General features: G+C 58.6%; 23 protein-coding genes and 1 tRNA gene. 12 read left to right on the forward strand and 12 right to left on the reverse strand.

Annotation, left to right across the window (positions count from 1 at the left end; genetic code table 11):
• Nucleotides 1-83: 83 nt before the first annotated feature.
• Nucleotides 84-1,541 carry a TrkH family potassium uptake protein gene (locus QSK43_RS10460; protein WP_332303419.1) on the reverse strand — a complete coding sequence of 486 codons (1,458 nt, stop codon included), beginning with the start codon at nt 1,539-1,541 and terminating at the stop codon, nt 84-86.
• Between the two features lie 80 nt (nt 1,542-1,621).
• On the opposite strand from QSK43_RS10460, the gene ilvA reads away from it, so the two are divergent.
• Together ilvA and QSK43_RS10470 are read left to right on the forward strand one after the other, a co-directional pair.
• The gene (ilvA, locus tag QSK43_RS10465; RefSeq protein ID WP_332303420.1) at nt 1,622-2,896 is read left to right on the forward strand and encodes a threonine ammonia-lyase; all 1,275 of its coding nucleotides are present in this window, start codon (nt 1,622-1,624) and stop codon (nt 2,894-2,896) included.
• A gap of 77 nt (nt 2,897-2,973) precedes the next feature.
• Nucleotides 2,974-3,282: an HlyU family transcriptional regulator gene (locus QSK43_RS10470; RefSeq protein WP_332303421.1), complete on the forward strand. Its 309-nt coding sequence runs from the start codon at nt 2,974-2,976 to the stop codon at nt 3,280-3,282.
• A 167-nt stretch (nt 3,283-3,449) separates the two neighbouring features.
• Here the strand turns inward: QSK43_RS10470 and QSK43_RS10475 are convergent, their stop codons facing one another.
• Nucleotides 3,450-4,067 (reverse strand): FMN-dependent NADH-azoreductase, encoded by a 618-nt coding sequence (locus tag QSK43_RS10475; protein WP_332303422.1) that lies wholly within the window; start codon nt 4,065-4,067, stop codon nt 3,450-3,452.
• A 148-nt stretch (nt 4,068-4,215) separates the two neighbouring features.
• Here QSK43_RS10475 and QSK43_RS10480 point away from each other — a divergent pair, with 148 nt between their 5' ends.
• Entirely contained in the window at nt 4,216-5,184 is a 969-nt protein-coding gene (locus tag QSK43_RS10480) for a LysR family transcriptional regulator (protein WP_332303423.1), read from the forward strand.
• Nucleotides 5,185-5,378: 194 nt separating this feature from the next.
• Here the strand turns inward: QSK43_RS10480 and QSK43_RS10485 are convergent, their stop codons facing one another.
• The 3 genes from QSK43_RS10485 to QSK43_RS10495 form a co-directional block, all read right to left on the reverse strand.
• The gene (locus QSK43_RS10485) at nt 5,379-7,367 is read right to left on the reverse strand and encodes a bifunctional 2',3'-cyclic-nucleotide 2'-phosphodiesterase/3'-nucleotidase (RefSeq protein WP_332303424.1); all 1,989 of its coding nucleotides are present in this window, start codon (nt 7,365-7,367) and stop codon (nt 5,379-5,381) included.
• Between the two features lie 206 nt (nt 7,368-7,573).
• On the reverse strand, nt 7,574-7,909 hold the full coding sequence (locus QSK43_RS10490; RefSeq protein ID WP_045016733.1) for a PilZ domain-containing protein: 336 nt from the start codon (nt 7,907-7,909) through the stop codon (nt 7,574-7,576).
• Between the two features lie 98 nt (nt 7,910-8,007).
• The gene (locus QSK43_RS10495) at nt 8,008-8,475 is read right to left on the reverse strand and encodes a DUF1203 domain-containing protein (RefSeq protein WP_332303425.1); all 468 of its coding nucleotides are present in this window, start codon (nt 8,473-8,475) and stop codon (nt 8,008-8,010) included.
• A gap of 162 nt (nt 8,476-8,637) precedes the next feature.
• On the opposite strand from QSK43_RS10495, the gene QSK43_RS10500 reads away from it, so the two are divergent.
• Complete coding sequence (locus tag QSK43_RS10500) at nt 8,638-9,522, forward strand: DUF4344 domain-containing metallopeptidase (RefSeq protein ID WP_332303426.1); 885 nt, start codon at nt 8,638-8,640, stop codon at nt 9,520-9,522.
• 55 nt (nt 9,523-9,577) lie between these two features.
• Nucleotides 9,578-10,222 carry a dihydrofolate reductase family protein gene (locus QSK43_RS10505; RefSeq protein ID WP_332303427.1) on the forward strand — a complete coding sequence of 215 codons (645 nt, stop codon included), beginning with the start codon at nt 9,578-9,580 and terminating at the stop codon, nt 10,220-10,222.
• Nucleotides 10,223-10,367: 145 nt separating this feature from the next.
• Here QSK43_RS10505 and sseA read toward each other — a convergent pair whose 3' ends face one another.
• The 4 genes from sseA to QSK43_RS10525 form a co-directional block, all read right to left on the reverse strand.
• Nucleotides 10,368-11,789, reverse strand: a complete 1,422-nt coding sequence (gene sseA / locus QSK43_RS10510) for a 3-mercaptopyruvate sulfurtransferase (RefSeq protein WP_332303428.1) — start codon at nt 11,787-11,789, stop codon at nt 10,368-10,370.
• Nucleotides 11,790-11,805: 16 nt separating this feature from the next.
• Nucleotides 11,806-12,543: an alanyl-tRNA editing protein gene (locus QSK43_RS10515; protein WP_332303429.1), complete on the reverse strand. Its 738-nt coding sequence runs from the start codon at nt 12,541-12,543 to the stop codon at nt 11,806-11,808.
• Nucleotides 12,544-12,555: 12 nt separating this feature from the next.
• On the reverse strand, nt 12,556-13,593 hold the full coding sequence (locus tag QSK43_RS10520) for a cysteine synthase A (RefSeq protein WP_332303430.1): 1,038 nt from the start codon (nt 13,591-13,593) through the stop codon (nt 12,556-12,558).
• A gap of 122 nt (nt 13,594-13,715) precedes the next feature.
• Nucleotides 13,716-15,155 carry a cryptochrome/photolyase family protein gene (locus QSK43_RS10525; RefSeq protein ID WP_332303431.1) on the reverse strand — a complete coding sequence of 480 codons (1,440 nt, stop codon included), beginning with the start codon at nt 15,153-15,155 and terminating at the stop codon, nt 13,716-13,718.
• A gap of 188 nt (nt 15,156-15,343) precedes the next feature.
• Between QSK43_RS10525 and QSK43_RS10530 the strand changes: the two genes are divergently transcribed.
• The 3 genes from QSK43_RS10530 to QSK43_RS10540 all read left to right on the forward strand — a co-directional run bounded on the left by QSK43_RS10530 (nt 15,344) and on the right by QSK43_RS10540 (nt 16,857).
• A complete protein-coding gene (locus tag QSK43_RS10530; RefSeq protein ID WP_045017279.1) occupies nt 15,344-15,631 on the forward strand; it encodes a DUF982 domain-containing protein in 288 nt (95 codons plus the stop codon).
• Nucleotides 15,632-15,742: 111 nt separating this feature from the next.
• A complete protein-coding gene (locus QSK43_RS10535; protein WP_332303432.1) occupies nt 15,743-16,300 on the forward strand; it encodes a methylated-DNA--[protein]-cysteine S-methyltransferase in 558 nt (185 codons plus the stop codon).
• Between the two features lie 113 nt (nt 16,301-16,413).
• Nucleotides 16,414-16,857 (forward strand): TIGR02594 family protein, encoded by a 444-nt coding sequence (locus QSK43_RS10540; protein ID WP_084686338.1) that lies wholly within the window; start codon nt 16,414-16,416, stop codon nt 16,855-16,857.
• 66 nt (nt 16,858-16,923) lie between these two features.
• On the opposite strand, the gene QSK43_RS10545 is transcribed toward QSK43_RS10540, so the two are convergent.
• Nucleotides 16,924-17,163 carry a hypothetical protein gene (locus QSK43_RS10545; protein WP_332303433.1) on the reverse strand — a complete coding sequence of 80 codons (240 nt, stop codon included), beginning with the start codon at nt 17,161-17,163 and terminating at the stop codon, nt 16,924-16,926.
• Between the two features lie 169 nt (nt 17,164-17,332).
• On the opposite strand from QSK43_RS10545, the gene QSK43_RS10550 reads away from it, so the two are divergent.
• Complete coding sequence (locus QSK43_RS10550) at nt 17,333-17,695, forward strand: DUF2934 domain-containing protein (RefSeq protein WP_332303434.1); 363 nt, start codon at nt 17,333-17,335, stop codon at nt 17,693-17,695.
• A 106-nt stretch (nt 17,696-17,801) separates the two neighbouring features.
• Here the strand turns inward: QSK43_RS10550 and QSK43_RS10555 are convergent.
• Nucleotides 17,802-17,876: transfer RNA gene (locus QSK43_RS10555), tRNA-Asn, on the reverse strand.
• A 176-nt stretch (nt 17,877-18,052) separates the two neighbouring features.
• Here QSK43_RS10555 and QSK43_RS10560 point away from each other — a divergent pair.
• Nucleotides 18,053-18,337 carry a hypothetical protein gene (locus tag QSK43_RS10560; RefSeq protein ID WP_332303435.1) on the forward strand — a complete coding sequence of 95 codons (285 nt, stop codon included), beginning with the start codon at nt 18,053-18,055 and terminating at the stop codon, nt 18,335-18,337.
• A gap of 2 nt (nt 18,338-18,339) precedes the next feature.
• Here QSK43_RS10560 and QSK43_RS10565 read toward each other — a convergent pair whose 3' ends face one another.
• Nucleotides 18,340-18,978, reverse strand: a complete 639-nt coding sequence (locus tag QSK43_RS10565; protein WP_332303436.1) for an exopolysaccharide biosynthesis protein — start codon at nt 18,976-18,978, stop codon at nt 18,340-18,342.
• Between the two features lie 515 nt (nt 18,979-19,493).
• Between QSK43_RS10565 and QSK43_RS10570 the strand changes: the two genes are divergently transcribed.
• Nucleotides 19,494-20,081: a YqaA family protein gene (locus QSK43_RS10570; protein WP_332303437.1), complete on the forward strand. Its 588-nt coding sequence runs from the start codon at nt 19,494-19,496 to the stop codon at nt 20,079-20,081.
• A gap of 138 nt (nt 20,082-20,219) precedes the next feature.
• A complete protein-coding gene (locus QSK43_RS10575; protein WP_045018838.1) occupies nt 20,220-20,774 on the forward strand; it encodes a dual specificity protein phosphatase family protein in 555 nt (184 codons plus the stop codon).
• Nucleotides 20,775-20,812: the final 38 nt, after the last annotated feature.

The following is a 20,812-nucleotide window of genomic DNA, read 5'->3' on the forward strand; positions in this document are numbered from 1 at the left end:
TCGTAACAGGAGGAGCCTGGACTATTCCAACGTGGGAAGGTCAAGCGCTTTATTCAGGCAGGCTGAAAGAGCACGCCGGCTTTTTAGCTGCGCCAGAAAATCGGCATCAGCAGCACGAGAACCGTCAGGATTTCGAGACGTCCGAGCAGCATCATCACCGACAGGAGATAGAGCGCCGGGTCGCTGATCGTGGAAAAATTGCCGACAGGTCCGATGATCGGGCCGATGCCCGGGCCGACATTGGCGAGTGCCGTCGCGACACCCGATGTGGCAGTCAGGAAATCATATCCCATCAGGCTCATGGTGAGGCTGCCGGCGATCCAGAGCGCGATGAAACAGCTGACGAACAGGAAAACGGTCCTGATCGTATCGGGATCGACCACCTGTTGGCCATAACGGACCGAATAAACCGCGTTCGGATAGATCAGCTTTTTCAGCCCGGCCCGAACGACATTGAACATGATCAGGAAACGATAGGCCTTGATACCGCCCGCGGTCGAGCCGGAGCAGCCACCCATGAAAGTCGCGAAAAAGGCAACGATGATGACGAATGGCCCCCAGAGCGTATAGTCGTCGCTGGCAAAGCCGCCCGTCGAGAGGATGGAAGTCATGTTGAAGAAGGAATGGCTGAGCGCGTCGTCCAGCGGCACACCGTTTCTAAGGTGGTGATAAACGCCGACCGCGATGGAAATCGCGCAGAGATAACCGAGGAAGACGGCAATCTGCGGATCGCGCAGCGTCTCCAACCTGCGGCGCACCGCAAGTAGAATCATGACCGAGAAGGGCAGGCTTCCGAAGATCAGGAAAATGGTGGCGATCCATAGCAGCGCCGTGTTGTTGAAATAGGCGAAGGATGCGTCATGGGTGGAAAACCCCCCGGTCGCGATCGTCGACATGGCGTGGTTCAAGGCATCGAAATGCGACATTCCGGCAAAATCGAAAGCCACCGTGCAGGCCATGGTCATGATAATATAGATCGCCACGAAAGCGCGGGTGAAGCTGGCAAGCCGGGCGAAGGGCCGATCGTTGCCCGTGTCGGATGATTCCATTCGAAAAAAGGTCATGCCGCCTACCCGCAACAGCGGAAGAATGAACAGGCCGAGCGCGACGATACCGATGCCGCCGAGCCAGCAAAGCAGCGAGCGCCACAGAAGTATGCCCTGCGGCGCGTTGTCGAGACCGGAAATCACGGTCGAACCCGTTGTCGTGATGGCGGACACGGATTCGAATATGGCCTGGCCGAGCGTCAGATCAAGTTCGGACAGATAAAGCGGCACTGCGCCGACAATCGAAAATACCAGCCAAAGCACGTTGACGAGCAGGAAACCGAAACGTTTGTTGAAGGACGCGATCGGTGCGCGTGTGGCGAGCGCGCAGGCAAGCGCGAAGCCGCCGCACATGAAGCCCGACAGCGCAAACACCATCCAGTCGTCATTGCCGTAATAAAGGTCCGTTAGCGCCGGCAGGAACATGGCCGTCGCCATGTACAGCCCGAAGATGGACGCCACATATATGACCGAGCGCATAAGGTTGCTGTTCAAGAAATGAAACCCAGGGTTCGTGGCTGCGCTGAAATGAGTCTTTGTCTCCGACGACTTCCTATGGCATAGCGGGTGCCATTATGAATTTCAATGGATTGACAATCGTGGACAAGCAGCTTGTGGAAGCAGCGCGGCGGGAAGTGCGGGAGATATTCCCGGAAACGCCGTTGCAGTTGAATGAACATCTCAGCCGTCGGTATGGCGCGTCGATTTGGCTGAAGCGTGAGGATCTGTCCCCGGTTCGTTCCTACAAGATTAGAGGCGCATTCAATTTTCTCCGCAAGGCGGTGGCCAAGGCCGGCAAGGGCAAGATTTTCGTCTGTGCTTCGGCCGGCAACCATGCGCAGGGTTTTGCTTTCGCCTGCCGCCATTTCGGCGTTCACGGCGTCGTTTTCATGCCGGTGACGACACCGCAGCAGAAGATCGACAAGACCCGCATCTTCGGCGGCGAATTCATCAGCATCCGTCTGGTGGGCGATATATTCGACCAGTGTTACGCCGCCGCGCGCAAATATGTGGAAGACAATGACGGCTATATGGTGCCGCCTTTCGACCATGAGGATATCGTCGAAGGTCAGGCAACGGTCGCCGCTGAAATCATGGACCAGCTTCCGGAAGGCACCAAGCCGGAGATCGTCATCATGCCGGTTGGCGGTGGCGGGCTGTCGGCTGGCCTGACGGGTTTTCTGGCCGGTACGGTCCAGAAGGAAAATTTCGTATTCTGCGAACCGGAAGGTGCGCCGAGCCTGAAAAGAAGCCTCGAACGCGGCGAGCCGGTAACGCTCACCAAGATCGACAATTTCGTCGATGGCGCCGCCGTCGCCCGCATCGGCGACCTGAATTTCAAGGCGTTGAAGGATTTTCCGGCTGAGCAGGTTTTGCTTATTCCCGAAAACGCCATCTGCGTCACGATCATCGAGATGCTGAACCTCGAAGGCGTGGTGCTGGAACCGGCGGGTGCGCTGTCGATCGCCGCGCTGGAGACGCTTGGCCGCGAGAAGCTGGAAGGCAAGACGGTCATCGTCGTTGTTTCCGGTGGTAATTTCGATTTCGAGCGTCTGCCGGACGTAAAGGAACGCGCCATGCGGCACACCGGCGTGAAGAAATACTTCATTTTGCGCCTGCCGCAGCGCCCCGGCGCGCTGCGCGATTTCCTCAATCTGCTCGGCCCGGACGACGATATCGCCCGCTTCGAGTACCTGAAGAAATCGGCCCGCAATTTCGGCTCGATCCTGATCGGCATCGAAACGAGCGCTACGGAAAACTTCGCAGGGCTTCTGGAGCGCTTCGAGGCTGCAGGTCTCGGTTATGAAGATATTACCGAAAACGACATCCTGTCGAACCTGATCATCTGATTAGGGTTAGAGCGACGGGGAAGGGCGGAACATATCCGCCCTTCGAAAGACGACATAGATTTGAGGGAGTGAAAACCATGGCATCGTTTTTTTCCAAAATCCTTTCGGCCTTCGGATCCGGCCAGTCTGCAGACGCGCCGCAGAAGGCAGCGCAGTCGGAACCGCACGCGCATGGAGAGTATCTGATCTATGCGACGCCGCTGAAAGAAGGCGGCCAATTCCGCCTGGCGGGCCGTATCGAGAAAAAGGATGGCGCGGAAACGCTGGTGCACGAGTTCGTGCGCGCCGATGTCTTCACCAGCATGGACGACGCGGTGGAATTCACGATCCGCAAGGCAAAGCTGATCATCGACCAGAACGGCGCATCGCTTTTTCCGGGAAAATAATGATGTTTTCCTCCGCCGGCTCACCTTCTTAAGGCGAAGCGCCGTTGCCGCCTATATGCGGCTTTGTTCGGCAAAAAATAACGGCCGTGACATGGCACGGCCGTTACGGAATATAGCTTGGCCGATACCGGCAATCCTGCCGGCATCGCCTCGCATCAAAATATGCCTCAGGCAGCCTGCGCCAGTTCGGCGACCTTGGCGCCGGCGGCGGCAACGGCCTTCTCTACGGCTTCCGGACCGAAAGCCAGACCTTCGACGTAAATCACTTCCACATCCGTCATGCCCATGAAGCCGAGCACGGTCTTCAGATAGGGTACTGCGTGGTTCAGCGGAGCGGCCGGACCTTCCGAATAGACGCCGGCGGCGGCCAGCACGATGTAGACCTTCTTACCCGTGGCAAGGCCGATCGGGCCGGTTTCGGTGTAGGTGAAGGTCTGGCCGGCGCGGGCGACGTTGTCGATCCACGATTTCAGGCCGGAATAGATGTTGAAGTTGATGAGGCCGGTGCCGATGACGACAGTGTCGGCGGCCAGAAGCTCGGCAACCAGCTTGTCGGAATATGCGGCGGCAATTGCTTCTTCAGCCGTACGCTGGTCGGCCGGCTTGCGGATCGCGGCGGTCTTGACGGTGTCGAGATGCGGGATCGGGTCAGCGGCGAGATCGCGGTGAACAAGGGTGTTGGCAGCCGACTTGGCCTTCAGCTTGCTTGCGAGTTCACCGGAAAACTTGTTGGAAACCGATTCGTCGCCACGCGGGCTGGAGGTGATGAGCAGAATATTGGACATGGTCTTTTCCTTGCATAAGCGATGGATTGACGGGCGCTTGGGAGGGCAGAGGTGCATGATGCACCGCCTTTGCCCCTATATGAAAAATTGCAGCCATCAAGAAAACTGTGATAATATGGAAGTAACCTATCGATAAAGTGGATGGAACATGGACGCGAACCCGACACTCGACCAATTGCAGGTATTTTTGATGGTGGCCGAGACCGGCAGTTTCTCCGCTGCGTCGCGGGCGCTCAATCGCGCCCAGTCGGTGGTCAGCTACACCATCGCCAATCTCGAGACGCAGCTTGAGGTCAGCCTGTTCGAGCGCAATGGCGTACGCCAGCCCCGGCTGACGGACGAGGGTCGTGCCATGCTGGAGGATGCAAGGCGCATCGTTGCCGGTTTGCAGGAGATGCGTGCGCGCGCCAAGGGGCTGAAACAGGGGCTTGAGGCGGAACTTTCCGTCGCCATCAGCACCATGGTCCCGGCGGAAGCCGTTGTTGCGGTGCTGCGGGATTTCCGTAAGGAATTCCCCACCGTCACCCTCAGCCTCAATGTCGGCGAGTTGGGCATGGTTATGGACATGGTGCTCTCCCGCAAGGCGGGCATTGGTGTCGGCGGGGCGCTGTTGCGTCAGGACGATGAGCTTGTCGTTGAAAAGATTGGCCATTCCTTCATGCTGCCGGTCGTCGCTGCGGATCACCCTCTGGCGCAGATCGAACGGCCGCTGGGTCTGGCCGATGTGCGCGAAGAGGTTCAGCTTGTCGTTACCGATGCGTCGGGACTGACCAAGGGACGAGATTTCAACGTGCTTTCCTACAAGACATGGCGGATCAGCGACATCGCCACGAAGTACCAGCTTATCAAGGGTGGTCTGGGCTGGGGCGGCCTGCCCGCATCGATCGTCCGCAACGATCTTGCCAATGGCAGCCTGAAAGCGCTCGATCTCGAGGCCTATGAGCAGGGCGAATACCCGCTCTTTGCGCTCCGCCGGGTCGATACACCCGCCGGTCCTGCCGGTCAGTGGCTCGCCGAGGCATTTCAGCAGCGCCTGTCGACGTGCCCGAAGCACAAGGATTTCGGCGAAATGCTGACCGCGAACAAGCAACGGAACATTGCTGTCGCCGCGGAGTGACATTGGCTGCCAGCGTGACAATTTTATATGGGTCGGAAGATTGCCGCTTGTTTCTTCTTCCCGCCGGGGAGAAGGTCGCGGCAGCGCATCGCGCAAAAGCCACCGGCGGAATTGCCGCTGCTGCTGCGCATCGTAAGCAGTCGTAATTGAATAAATGCCTCCCGGCCAATGAAACGCCGGGAGGGCTTTAATCCTTAGAGCACTAGGCGGAACTTCGCGAAACCTTCCGCGCCGTCACCGGCATCCTCGATTTTCGCGCCCTTGATATCCGCCGCATAATGGCGACCCTTCGGGCCGGTCTCGAAGATCGCGGACGTATTGGCAACCGGAGCGAAGGACCAGTTGGCATCCGCTGACGGATTGATGGTGCCCTGATCGATGATATAGCGCACGATCACGTCGCGGTTGGTATCCGGCGCCACGAAGATCACCTTGTCGGCGGCGATATCCGGGAATTTGCCGCCGCCGCTTGCCCGGTAATTGTTGGTCGCCACCACGAATTTCTGCTCGGGATCGATCGGCTTGCCATTGAATTGCAGGTCGACGATGCGGTTGCTGTCGGGGTTTACCGCCTTGCCGTCCTTGTCGAATTTCGCCGGTTTGGAGACATCGATCTGGTAGGTGACACCGTCGATGACGTCGAAATTATAGGACGGGAAATCCGCGTTCAAGAGCGGTGCGTCCTTTGCACCGGCCTCGACCGTGTTGAACATGCCGGCCGACATTTCCAGCCAGTTCTTGACCTGCGCGCCGTTTATCAGCACCGCCTGCACCGTGTTGGGGTAGAGGTAAAGGTCGGCGACGTTCTTGATGGCGATGTCACCGGTGGGGACATCGGTATAATAATCCGCACCGCCGCGACCGCCCGACTTGAAGGGCGCCGCTGCCGAAAGCACGGGCAGATCCTTGTATTGCCCTTCCTTCAGCATGTCCTTGATGTACCAGGTCTGGGCGTTGGAGACGATCTGCACGGAAGGATCGTCGGCCACCAGCGCGAAATAGGAATAGAGCGGGGCCGACGTCTTGCCGACCGGGCGGCGCACATAGGCGAGCGCCGCTTCGTGATCGGCCTTGGCGGCGGCGATGACCTCCGGCTTGTCCGTAAAGTCGGCGACGATCTTGCGATTGTCGTCGCGGTGGTAGATCGGCCGGGCTTCGGAAGTGAAGTCGACGATCTTCCAGCTCTTGCCGTCCTTTTCGAGCAGCAAATCGATCAGGCCCATATGCGAGCCCCAGAAACCGGCCATCACGGCCGGCTTGCCCAGCAGCGTGCCCTTGACCGCATCCACACCCTCGATGCCGTCCCATGTCTTCGGACCGGGGAACACCAGATGCTGGTGGCCGGTGAAGATCGCGTCGATGCCTTCGACACCCGCCAGATAAAGCGAGGCGTTTTCCATGCGTTCGCTCTGACCCTTGCCGTCGATGCCGGAATGGGAGAGCGCGATGATGATATCGGCACCTTCTTCCTTCATGACAGGAACCCAGGCTTTGGCCGCCTCGACGATATCGCGCGTCTGGGCCTTGCCTTCCAGGTTCTTGGAATCCCACATCATGATCTGCGGCGGCACGAAGCCGATGACGCCCACCTTGACCGGGCTTGTCACGCCTGCGCCATCACGGATCTGCTTTTCGAGGATGACATAGGGTTTGAAGAACAGATCGTCTTTCTTGGGATCGGAAGCCAGCTCACCTTTCGTGAGGTTGGCGCAGACGTAAGGGAAACCGGCGCCCGCCAGCGTGTTTGACATATAGTCGAGGCCGTAATTGAACTCGTGGTTGCCAAGCGTGCCGCAATCATAGCCCAGAACATTCATGGCATTGATGACTGGGTGCTTGTCGCCCGCCTTCATGCCGCGCTCATAGGCGATGTAGTCGCCAAGCGGGTTGCCCTGCAGGAAGTCGCCATTGTCCACCAGCATCGAGTTTCCGGCTTCAGCGCGGATGGTGCCGATGATCGAGGCGGTGCGCGCCAGACCCATCGTATCGTTCGGTTTGTCGGCGTAATAATCATAGGGAAAGACGTGAACGTGGATATCAGTCGTTTCCATGATGCGCAGATGCGCTTGATTGGCTGCGGCGCGCGCGGCGAATGGATGCAGCAGCACCAGCGCCGAGGAGGCCGCAATGCCGCCGAGAAGCGAACGGCGGGTGATGGGGTGGAGAGCGAGAAGCGACGACATGGGGACTCCTTCGTATGAAGCTTGCTCTGTCATGAAAAACGACAAGGTAGAAGCAATCGACGAGGAGTCCATCAACAAAATGACAAGCCAGTGACACCCCGGCCAGTTTTCAACCGTTTGATAAATTTTTTATCGCAAGGGCACATGGCGCACACCGCGAATGCGTCATGTCCGGTCTGCGCATCCTTGCTTCCGGACCGAATAGGTCAGCGGGCGAGCGTCGGCTTCACGTCTTCGTGGAAGAAGCGGAAATAGGAGGAAAGCTGCGCCAGCGTATTGGTCGAGAGTTTGAGCTGCAGTCCGAGGCGGTTCTGGTGCTGCCATTGCACGACGCCCTCGATGAAGCCCAGATCCTCGCTCTGCACCTTGACCCGGCTTCCCTTGGCGGCTGCGAAAGGTCCATCCAGTTCCAGCGCCATTCCGGTGGCGGACAGGTCCAGCACGCGGCCTCTGGTCGACTGGCTGAAATAGTGCACGGTCGCAAAGATCCTGGTTTTGCTGCGGGTTGCAGTGCGGGTCGCAATGTTAAGGTTGTTTGTCATTTTGCTACTCAAATCAATTGTTTCCGATGCCAGTATCATGGCGCAGAAAGTTTGAGAGCCGTTTAGCTGTTTCCTTAAAATTGCAAGTAATCGCGCGATTATGCTGTGTCTATACGACACTGATAGCAATTGTTGCGGGCGGAGCGCACATGCACGTAAGCGACGTCTGCGCGTTGCAAGAGATGCTCCGCGCGTGAAACGATCTCGCCCGTCGCCGTAACCGCGCCGGTGCCGTAGACGATGCGGTCGTCAGCGCCATATCCGCGAACGATATAGTCCGGGCTGTCCAGCATCGGCGGAATGGCGTCCGTGTGCGGATAGCGCTTACAGGCCTCCGCATGAAGAAAGACCGGGCCGGTTTCGGCATAGGGCTGGAGCGAGGGGAAGGGCCGGTAGGCGAGGATCAGCATCCCTTCGCCTTCGCCGATCTGGGAAAGGCAATGGCGGCAGGGCATGCCGCCGGGAGAAACGGCTTTTTCCGGCGGGTTGCCATAGGCGTCGGCAGCTCCCGCCCGGAAGGCTGCGGCTTGCCCTTCCGGCATTGCGGTGAAAACGAGATCGGTCATTGCGGTCCCCTCTGGTTCGGATCGGCGTTGCTTCTTTGCAGCTATGATCCCGAAACAAGCCTCTATCCACCCGATTCTTGACGGGCGACGCAACCAGCCCATTGCATGACTCGTTAGCTTCGGGAATCAGTGGCGCTCCTCGATCCCGGAAGGTCTCAATTTATGTTCCGTCGTTTTCTGGCCGCCGTCCCGCTGGCTTTCGTTTCGTTGACGGTTCCGATTGACACGCAGGCGCAGGTCGCCTCCGGTCTCGACGGCCTGTCCGACGATCAGCTCCAGCAGGCGGTCAATTTCGTTATCGGCAATGCGATCTTCTCGCTTTATCACGAGGGTGCGCGCATGCTGATCTCGGATTACGGAACGCCGGAGACCGGCAGTGCACAGGCCCCGGCGGACCAGCTGGCGGGCACGCTTATCCTTCAGGCCAACGAGGAATGGCTCGACACCGCGCTCGTCAACGCCACCGACAGCTGGTACCTGGCGCGCGAGGCGGAGGCCTTGCCCCAGCACGAAGCGCCGGTCTTTTCGGCACTCATTCCCGACAGGAACCGCGACCGCAATATGGCCTGCCTGATGGTCGGTCGCGACAAGGACGGTTACGGCGATCTTGCCGCCATGATGGGGCTGGCCAATGGCGAATTCGCCAAATGCGGTGCCGCCTATCCGCATATCGCCGCCGCATGGGAGAATTTTCTGGTGCCTCACCGCACGCAGACGCCGTCCCGATTTACCGTGAGTTACATGCCGCCGCGCGACCCGGAGCTTGAGCCTTACGCCATCATGGTCAAGGAATCGAAGGTTCTCGATCTTATCAGCCGCAGTTTCGGCGCTTATGGTCTGAAGGGTGACGTCAAATTGACGGCCAGATCCTGCGGGCGTCCCGATGTCTACTGGTCGGCCGAAAAGCGCGAGATCACCTATTGCTACGAGCTGGGTAAATTCCAGGCTGAGTTGATTGCCGATCATCTTCTGAACAATGTCACGGAAGACAAGGGCGCTGCCGGCGGACAAATTCCGACGGCCGTCAATCTGGAAAGAGAAATCTGAGGCCGGTTGCCGGATGCATGGCAGCCTGTCCTCGTGAGAATGGGAGGATATTGCCATGCCGAAGGTTGTCGTTCGCAATTTCGCCATTTCGATTGACGGATATGGCGCCGGACCGGATCAGTCTCTTCAGAACCCGCTGGGCGTGAACGGCGAAACGCTGCATCAATGGGTGTTCAAGACCCGCACCTTCCACCGCATGTTCGGCAAGGAGGGCGGCTCGACCGGCACGGACGAGCATTTTTCCGAAAAAAGCTTCGAGAATATCGGTGCGTGGATTCTGGGCCGCAACATGTTCGGGCCTATCCGCGGCGACTGGCCGGATGAAAACTGGAAGGGCTGGTGGGGCGAAGAACCACCCTATCACGTCCCGGTTTTCGTGCTGACGCATCACGAACGCCCCTCCTTTACCATGAAGGGCGGCACGGTCTTCCATTTCGTCACCACCGGCATCGAGGCCGCCCTCGACATGGCGCTGACGGCGGCAAATGGCAAGGATGTCCGGATCGGCGGCGGTGTTTCCACCATCCGGCAATATATGGCCGCAGGCATGATCGACGAGTTGCATCTGGCGCTTGCGCCGGTATTTCTCGGAAGGGGAGAAAATCTCCTCGAGGGGCTGGATTTGCCTGCCCTGGGCTACCGTTGCACTGGAACGGTAGCGGGCGAGGGCGCCACACACCTGATCATCGACAAGGGTTGAATGCTGCGCCGTTTTTGGCATGCTCACTAACCGCACAGCTATTTCTCGTGGTGACGCCTCCTCCACCTTCATTCGTGTGACAAGCACAGGAATGAAGGGAGTGAGCCGATCGGGAACGGCACACGCGGCACCCGACCGATAGAACTCAGTTGCGCAGCGAGATCTCAAGAAGCTCAGTGTCGGATAGCGGCTCCACCCAGGCCTCATAGGTGCCAACCGGCGAAAAGCCCATCATCTGATAGAGTTGCAGCGCGCGCGGATGGTCGAGCGTGTTGGTGGTCACCGTCACGCGTTTGGGATTGTCCTGCCAGGCGGCGTAGAGCGCCTGCAACAGGAACCACTTGCCGACGCCGGCACCGATCGCCTCTTCGAGAAGCCCGAAATAGGAAAGCTCGGTTACCTCGTCGCTCGCCTTGTTCAGCTCGAAAAAACCGGCCGGCGCACCGTTCATGTAAAGCACCGTGACGCTGTTCTTCGGATCCTTGAGGACAGCGGACAGCTCCGCGTCACTCATGCGCATACGTTTTTGCCAGTGCCAGCGTTTTCCAACCCGCCAGTACATGTAGCGATAGAAGTGCAGGGGAATATCGGTCACCCGCATCAGCGCCGTCTGGATGTTGACGGGGATCGGCAGGCTGACTTTCGGCGGCGTCGTCATTTCCAGCTGCGTGACATGCGCTTTCAAAGGCCCATGCGATACCACGGGAACCGGCTCGGCGGGGCCGGTGACGACAGGCGTATCTTCCAGCCCGCCCCATTCCGACCAGGAGCCGTCATAGAGCGAATTGTCCTGATGGCCGAGAGATTCCAGTGCGAGCGTGATGACGGCGGCGGTGACGCCCGAGCCACAGCTGGTGACGACGGGTTTGCCAAGATCGATGCCGGCGTCAGTCACCATCTTGCGGATGGCGGTGAGGTCCTTGAAATGACCGTTCTCGGAAAAGGCGGTGGCGGGCAGGCTGCGCGCGCCGGGCATATGGCCCGACCGCATGCCGGCGCGCGGCTCGGCCTCGTCGCCAGTGAAACGCCCTGCGCCGCGGGCGTCGGCGATCTGCCTTTCAGCGCTGTCAACGATGCCGCGCATGGTCGAAAGCGAGGTCACGCGCTTTTCGTTGAAATCCGGTGTGAAGGTCGCAGGCTCGATTTCCGGCGTGCCGGTTTCGAGCGGCCTGCCTTCGCGCTTCCAGCCGTCGAGACCGCCATCCAGAACATAGGCCTTGCGCACGCCCATCACCCGAAGCATCCACCACACGCGCGGTGCGGAAAAGAAACCGGGGCCGTCATAGACCACGATCGTGTCAGTCTCGCTGAGGCCAAGCTCGCCGGCCTGTTCCGCAAAGAATTCCGGGGAGGGCAGGGAATGCGGCAATCCGGTGGTATGATCGGCGATCTTGTCCTGATCGAAGAACACGGCGCCCGGCAGATGACCGGTCGCAAATTCTTCCGCGCCGTTGCGCTTATGCGCCGGCAGATACCACGAGGCATCAACGAGACGAAACCCGGCAGTGCCGAGCTGTGCTTCTACCCAGTCCGCCGAAACGACGAAACGGCTCTTATCCGTGCTCACGATGTCTCTCCTGATTTCAGGCAGCAGCTTCAGGCGCGCCGAAACGAATGCGGAACCGCCTGTTCTCCTTGCCCTTCTTTTCTATCTTGGCAATGTGAATATCGCCCACTTCCTGCGTTTCGGAAACATGGGTGCCGCCGCATGGCTGGCTGTCGATGCTGGAATTTTCGCCGATGCAGACGAGGCTGACCCGGCCAAGGCCCATTGGCGGGCGCACATTCTTGGATTTGACGATGCCTGGATTGGCTGCAAGCTCCTCGTCGGTGATCCATTGCAGGAAGACGGGATGGTTGGCTTTCACCAGTTCCATCAGCTTCGCCGTCACGACGTCCTTGTCGATGGTTTCCGACATGTCGAAATCGACGCGCGATTCGTCCTCGCCGACGGCAGCACCCGTGATCGGCCACTGGCAAACGACGGACAACAAATGGCAGGCGGTGTGCATGCGCATCAGCTTGTAGCGGCGCGGCCAGTCCACATGCAGGGTCAGCTTCTCGCCGACCTCGGGGGAAGGCTGGCCCTCGAGCGGCACATGAATGATCACGCTTTTGTCCGCACCATGTCTGGTGACACCGAGTTCGATGCGCGAACCATCGGCCCGCTCGAGAAAACCACTATCGCCCGGCTGGCCGCCGGATGTGGCGTAAAAGCAGGTCTGGTCGAGTTCTATGCCACCATCCTCATGCACCGCCGTGACGATCGCTTCTGCGGTGGAAAGATAAAAATCGTCACGGAACAGGGCATTCACAGGCATTTCGGCATGTCCTCAAACGGTTTCGTACGGAACCGCAATCTCGCTCTTCGTCGCCAGCCATTGTGGAACCGGAAGCCCCTTGGAGCGCAGGAAATCCGGATTGAACAGCTTCGACTGATAACGATTGCCGTAGTCGCACAGTATCGTCACGATGGTATGCCCCGGACCAAGCTCGCGGGCAAGGCGGATTGCGCCGGCGATGTTGATGCCGGAGGAGCCGCCGAGGCAAAGTCCCTCTTTGGTGACCAGATCGAACAGGACCGGCAGGGCTTCTGCATCCGAAATGCGATAGGAGAAATCCGGCGCGAAGCCTTCCAGATTGGCGGTGATGCGCCCCTGGCCGATGCCTTCGGTAATGGAGGAGCCTTCGGATTTCAGGACGCCGTTCTTGTAAAACTCATAAAGGGCGGCCCCATCAGGGTCGGCGAGACCGATCTTGATATCAGGATTGAAGTCGCGCAGGCCGTCGGCCACGCCCGCCAGTGTTCCGCCGGAGCCGACAGAGCATATGAAACCGTCAACCCTGCCGTCCGTCTGATCCCAGATTTCGGGTGCGGTCGTTTCGATATGGGCCTGACGGTTGGCGATATTGTCGAACTGGTTGGCCCAGATCGCGCCGTTTTCGTCGGTCGCGGCAAGCTGTTTCGCCAGTCGGCCAGAGACCTTGACGTAGTTGTTCGGATTGGAATAGGGCGCTGCCGGGACCTCGACCAGCTTCGCACCGAGAAGTTTCAGCGCATCCTTCTTTTCCTGGCTCTGCGTCTCGGGAATGACGATGACCGTCTTGTAGCCGAGCGCATTGGCGACCAGCGACAGGCCGATGCCGGTATTGCCCGCCGTACCTTCCACGATGGTGCCGCCCGGCCGCAACTGTCCGCGCCGTTCGGCGTCACGGATGATATAGAGCGCCGCGCGATCCTTCACCGACTGGCCGGGATTGAGGAACTCCGCCTTGCCGAGGATTTCACACCCCGTCGCTTCAGAGGCAGCTTTCAGACGGATGAGCGGCGTGTTGCCGATAGCACTGAGCGCAGAGGGATGAATGGTCATGATTGAGCCTTCTTGTCTGAGCGGAAATTAGGTGCCGTTATGTCCCGTTACAACCGCCTCAAGGCAAGAAATTATCTTCCCGGCTTCGGCTTCGCCACGCAAAATTTTGCCGATACCCAATTTTATGTGTGGTTCTTCACTGCGGCATAGGCGGCAAGCGCTCTTTCCCGTGCTTTGGCATGGTCGACGATCGGCCGGGGATAGGTTTCTCCAAGCTCGATGCCCGCCTTTCTCAGCACTTCCTCCGGCGCCTCGAACGGCTTGTGGATGAATTTGCGGTCGAGCTTTTCAAGCTCCGGCACGAAGCGGCGCACATAGTCGCCATCGGCATCGAATTTCTCGCCCTGAAGGATGGGGTTGAAAATGCGGAAAAACGGCGAGGCATCCGCGCCAGAACCCGCCACCCATTGCCAGTTGGCGGCGTTGGAAGCCGGATCGGCATCGACAAGCGTATCGCGGAACCATCTCTCGCCCTTGCGCCAGTCGATCAGCAGATGCTTGATGAGAAAGGAAGCAACAATCATCCGCACCCGGTTATGCATGATGCCGTGTTTCCACAATTGCCGCATACCGGCATCCACGATCGGATAACCCGTCCTGCCACGCGTCCAGGCGTCAAAGGATTTCTCGTCGTCCCGCCAGCCGAAGGCGTCGAAACTGTCGTTCCAGTTCTTCTCGTCCAGTTCGGGAAAATGAAACAGCAGATGGTAGCAGAATTCCCGCCAGACGAGTTCCTTGCGGAAACGGCTGATGTCGTTGGAAGCGATATGGCGGGACAGGCCCTTCGTCGCGTGCCAGACGGCGGCGGGCGATATTTCGCCGAGAGCCAGATGCGGAGCGAGAAGCGAGGTGGCGTCCTTTGCCGGAAAATCACGGCCTTCCTCGTACCCTCCCAACGCGCCGTCGATGAAATCGTCGAGTTTTCCCCGCGCGCTAGTTTCGCCGGGCGTCCATATCTCGCTGAAATCCCTGGCCCAGTCCGGCTTGCCCGGCAGAAGCTTCCAATCGTCGAGTTTCTCCGATTTCGGCCATGTCGGCGGCGCCTTCAGGCTCTTCGGCGCGTCCGCCGGCGCATGCGGCTCCTCGCCGCCCTCCAGCGCCCGCCAGAAGGGCGTGTAGACCCGGTAGGGACCACCTGATTTTGTCTGCATCCGGGACGGTTCGTGCAGTAAATGTCCGGAAAAGCTGCGGACCGTCAGACCGTCGTCTCGGAGCTTCTGCTTCAGCACCTTATCCGTCGCCATGCCGGCCGGTTCGTAGCGGCGGTTCCAGAACACCGCATCCGCGCCGGTTTCGGATATCAGATGCCGCAGTGTTTCTTCAGCGTCGCCGCTTGCAAGCACAAGACGGCTGCCGGTTTTTTCCAGCGCGGTGATGAGCGAGGTAAGCGAATGATGAAGCCACCATTGCTGCGCGCCGCCCAACGGGCCGGAGGCTTTTTCCCGGATATAGACTGGGATGACGGGACCGCCGTGCTCCACCGCTGCAAGAAGCGCGAGATTGTCCGAAAGGCGCAGATCCTTGCGGAACCAGACGATGACGGGCGAGGATTTTATCGGCATGAAGGGACCCGGTTCACTTCCACTTGAACGAGTGTTGAAACGCTTTGTTCCGCAAATCGGCTAGAATGGAAAGATGGGGCACATGGTTTCTCGAGGGTTATTTTTCTGGCCTTGAAACCGCTGGTGAAGGGAACCAACTGGAGGAGCCGGCGTTTGTCGCGGGTTAATAGAACATGGAAGTGCAATCAATGTTGCTGAATGACGTTAAGTGGGAGAAGCCCGTTACCATATCCCTGGAAAACGGCGCTCCCCGGATTTTCAACGGCGTTTACGAGGCCTTCGATTTTCTCCAGCACGAATGGCCGCAACGCGGCGGCAAGGAACATGAACAGGCGCTGCGCCTGTGCCGCGCCTCGCTTATGGGCGACGTGGCGGGCGAAATCGCCCGCGCGGCTTTCGTGACCGCAAGCCGGCAGGCGCAATGCCTGGTGGAGGAGGGAAACAAGGTCGAGGAGCAGGGTAAAATCGCATCCTGACCGGGTTTCTGCACGGATTATGTAGGAGGCCGCCTGTAAACCGCATCCCAAATGGGTTGTTTCGAACGCAGGATATGGCATCGTGCGCGCCGAAAGCGGACGGATACGGCAATGACCAACCACCACGGCTATATTGTTTTTCCCACAGCCCTTGGCCATTGCGGCCTCGCATGGGCAGGGCGCGGTATCGTGCGTTTGCAATTGCCCAGTGCCGACGCCGGTGAGACCGAAAAACTTCTCCAGAAGCGCCTGCCATCGGCCTCGATTGCGGTTCCAGAAACACGCACCCGTGAGGTGATCGCGATGATCACCCGCTATTTCAGCGGCGAGGAGATCGATTTTACCCCCGTCGAACTCGATCTTGCCGGGCAGGAAAGGTTGTTTCTCGATGTTTACGCCGTTGCGCGGCAAATCGGCTGGGGCCACACGACGACCTATGGCGGCATTGTCAAAACGCTGGGCCTCGGCATGGAAAAAGCCCGCGATGTCGGTCAGGCCATGGCGAGAAATCCTGTACCGCTGATCATTCCCTGCCATCGCGTGCTGGCGGCCGGCGGCCGGCTGGGCGGCTTTTCCGCGCCGGGTGGAACGAACACCAAATTACGCATGCTGGATCTCGAAAATGCGGGCCGCGGCCGCGCCGACGAGGCCCAAGGTAGCCTGTTTTGAAGCAATGACAGATCAGTCCGCATGAATAGCCGTCTGATTTCTGCCCTTATCTCGTCAAATTGTCGCTAAATTGTCATAATACACGGGCGCCCTCTAACATAAGGGCGAGACGTTTGAGAGTATCCACGTTAATTCTATCCGTAGCCTTGTCTTTTACAGCCGTGGCGTCCGCTTCGGCGGGCATGCTGAACCAGGCTGAACGATACACCGGGCTGCATGAATCCAAAAACAACAAGAGCCTGAAGAATATTCTCGGGGCAAATCCCCGCAGCACGCCGTGGTGCGGCCTGTTCCTGCATGCCGTCGCCAGCAAGGCCGGCCGGCAGTCTCCCAAATCCTACGGATTTGCGAAATCCTGGTCCTCCTTCGGTTATGCCGTTCCCCTCGGTGCGGCCAAGCCGGGTGATGTCGTCGTTGTTCGCAACGGTCGCGGTTATCACGTCGGGATTCTGAAGAGCATGAGCGGCAAGACCGCGCAAATCCTCGGCGGCAATCAGTCCGGCCGGGTGCAGGTGTCGAACTTCAACCGCAAGACCATCGTTTCCGTCCGTCGCTGACGACCGGACAGGGACTGCAATCCTTATAAAGGCGGGCTACGGCCCGCCTTATGCGTTTTAGGGGACTTATGGCTGTTCCCTGACGCCGGGCGCGGCCTCGCGCTGGTCGTCGTCCTCAAGGTCCGTGGCGACGATGAAGGCGTCCTCATGCTGCCGCGCCGCCTGCCGGCGTGCACGCAGGTTCATAGATTCGTCCGGATAAATCTCGCCTTCCTTGGATTTAAGCTCGCTGTCTGTTTCGAAATGCGGCACGTCCTCGTCTCTGATATCGAGAGGTTCGTTTTTCTTCTGTTTCGGATCGCTCATGGATGGTCCTCCTGCGGGTTCCTGCCGGGCAAACGATCTGGCGGAGAGGACGGTTCCCTATTTCTGAGGAAATGCGCATTCCTTACGTGGAAGGCGGAACAATCTCCGAGCTTTTCTGTTTTTCCCTCGGCACAATTAAAACCGGCGCAACGAAAGAGGGAGGTCCGCTATGAACCATGATCGCGAAGCTGCAATCCGTGAAAAAGCGCGTGCAATATGGGAGAGGGAAGGAAGGCCGGAAGGGCACCACGAGCGACACTGGACGGAGGCTGAACGGGAGGTCTCAGCAGCTGCGGAAACCGTCAAGACCAGAGGCGGAAACGGCGCGACGAAACCCGCCGCCGCAAAGGTCCCGACGAAAAAAACCAGGTCACCGGCGGTAAAATCACTTCAGAAAGAACGGAAGGCCGCGAGCCACAAAAAAGAAGACGATGATCTGACCGAGAGCCTGGAGGAAAGTTTCCCGGCCAGCGATCCGCCGGCACTCACCGGTACGACAAAAGCGACAAAGCGCGCGGCCAGCAAGACCTGACATCCGTGCGGCCCGGCTATCGGTCGGGATGAGACGCCACGATCACGATCCGGATTGGGCGAGAGTGCAGTTGCACTTCGCTCTTCATTATATGTTTTGGAAGAATTGGCTCCCCGGGCCGGATTCGAACCGGCGACCTGTCGATTAACAGTCGAATGCTCTACCGCTGAGCTACCAGGGAACGTGCGCTGCTTGGCGCGGTGTGAGCGGGGTAATACAAATGCTTTTCCGATTTGCCAAGCGGTTTTTTCAAAAAAAACGCATTCATCTTGTTTTATCTCGCCGGAGTCCCGATTTTCCGGGCTTATCGACGGTCAAAAAATTATCCACAGGCCGCATGCTAAAGGGCAGTATGGAATGAAATTCGGAATAGACCACAGGACGGGTCGCCTCAATCTGGGAAAATGGAGCGTCGCGATGCCGCGTTCGCGCGTTGGCAGGATCGTCACCGGCTCGGCGCTGGTGGTGGGTGGAACGCTTGGGTTCCTGCCCATTCTCGGTTTCTGGATGGTCCCGCTCGGTCTTATCGTGCTCTCCCACGATCTGCCGGCAGTTCGCCGCGGGCGGCGACGGCTGGCGGTCTGGTGGGCATCGCGGCGCAACCGCCGCGACCGCGACACCCGCAACAGAGGCCAGCGATAGGCTCAGCCGCCGATGGAACTGCTGATGCCCTGTCCGGCCCAGAAGGCGGCATAGGCGAGCGCGGTGAAATAGATCGCCGTCAGGCCGAGGAACAAATAACCGCCAAGCACCGTGACGCCGTCCCTCTGGATCATGCCCGCCGACAGAAGCAGGATGGCGACGCCCGGCAGCGTGTTCGAAAAGGGAATGAAGCCGAGCGGCATCATCAGCAACACGCCCGCCGTCATCAAAGCAAGACCGTTTATTCTGTTGGCGACAATGCCCGTCGTCAGCACGGGAATGCGCGGGCGGATGAAGCGATCGAGCTTCGAGACGACGGCGATGCCTTTTTTCAGCGCCGGCACCAGCTTTGCCGTTTCCATCTGCCTGTCGAGAATCCTGGCGGGCAGCCATGGCAGGCGGTTGAGGGTGATTGCGAGACTGACAAGAATGATCGCCGCGCCGAACACGGTGCTGACACCCGGAATGGAGACCGGAATGAGGAAGGGCAGGGAGGCTATCGCACAGATCAGCAACAGGCCCTGTTCGCCGATCGCTTCCATAAGCTCGCGCAACGTGATCGTCTGACCCTGCAGTTTTCCGATCAGCTTTTCGAGCGTGGCGCTGAGCTTTTCAGATGTATCAGTGAATGCCTTCGACATACCGCTTCCCGGAAGTTGTTTTAACTCCGGGTTTGATAACATTCATCCGTCCGAATGCCTACCGCCGATGGAAGATCGGCGCCTTTGTCGGCTGGCAATATTGTTCGTCCCGGCTAGTGGGAAACCCATTTGCTATAGACGCCTGCGAGAAGAACAATCAGCAGGATCGCGAGTATGACCGGATTGATCGACGTAATGAAGCCTACATAGTCCATGATAACTTCCTCCTCTTGTCCGCCACGCCTTATTCTACAACAAAAAGGCCGACTTATCTACCTAAGGATGAAATTTCGCATCGCAGCAACCGGCTGCCATCGCAGCTTGGAATTGCTCGTCTTTTCCGTTCTTCGCAATGCAAAATAAATCTTCCAACATTTGCCATTCTCTTGCGTTGTGTCTAATCCTGATCTGGCGGCTGGCCGCTCAAGCCCGCACCTGACGACAAACCGCATAACCGCCGCTGAGAGGCCTTGGCTCTACCTCGCCCCCACAATGATCTTTCCCGGGAACATGAAATGCTGAAAAACATCTACGCTTGGACGATGGCTCTTGCGGCGCGCAAGACCGCCGTGTGGTGGCTGGCGATCGTGGCCTTCGTCGAAAGCTCGGTCTTCGTCGTTCCTGCGGATGTGCTTTTCCTGCCCATGGTGCTGGCGAAGCCGAAAAAGGCGATGTTTTATGCTTTCGTCGCAACGGCCGCCTCCGTTCTCGGCGGCATTGCCGGCTGGTTCCTCGGCCATTATGCATTCGAGAGCCTTGCAAGGCCCATTCTCGAATTTTACGGAAAGCTGGACAGCTTCGAGCAGCTCAAGAACTCGGTAGACTACGAGACAATCGTTCTTCTGCTGGTGACATCGGGGTTTGCGCATCTGCCGCCGATCAAGGTCGTCACCATCCTCTCCGGTGCGGCCAATATCAGCCTCGGCCTGTTCATTATCTCGGCTGTCGTCACGCGCGGCGCACGCTTTTTCATCCTTGCCGGACTGCTGCAAAAATACGGTGAACCGGTACGCCATTTCATCGAAAAACGCCTCGGCGCCATTGCCGCCGCGATTGCCGCTGCGCTCATCGCCGTCTATGCGGTTTATGTTTTCGTGCGTTGATCGAACGCAATTTTTTTACTCTTACAATACTGTCGCATAACTTTCAGCTTACTGTCAGAATCCACCTGTATCGGTTTCCTCGTCCAATGAGGGAACCGTTCTATTATGCGAAGATTTTGGAAAGGCTCCTGTTGGGGCCTGGGCATTGCTGTGCTTGCGACAGGCGGATATCTTTACGCCATTCAGCTTTTGGGCAATTTTCATGAGGTGGTGGCGGGACAACTTTATCGTTCCAACCAGCCAAGCGTTGAAGAGCTTGCACGCTACGCCAAGGACCATGGTATCAGGACGGTCATCAATCTGCGCGGGGCGAACGAATCCAAAGCCTGGTACAGGGATGAAGTCGAAACGTCCCGCGAGCTTGGGCTGAATCATATCGATTTTGGCATGTCTGCAAGCCAGGAACTGGATATGAACAGGGTGAACGAGCTGGTTTCGATCATGCGCGATGCACCAAAACCCATCCTCATCCATTGCAAGGCCGGTGCGGACAGGACGGGTCTCGCAACCGCGCTTTATCTCAGTCGCGTAGCGCTTCTCGGCGAAAAGGAGGCTGAGAGTCAGCTTTCCGTCCGCTATGGCCATATCGGCATCCCCTATCTGTCTGAGACCTATGCCATGGACCAGACGTGGGAAAATGCGGAAAAAATGCCGATCACCGACGACTTCGCAGTTGCGTTAAACGAGTACTGATGGGGCTTATTAGAGCGCATCACTCGCTACACCTCACT

Source organism: Rhizobium sp. GR12, from assembly GCF_036596185.1.
GTDB lineage: Bacteria > Pseudomonadota > Alphaproteobacteria > Rhizobiales > Rhizobiaceae > Agrobacterium > Agrobacterium nepotum.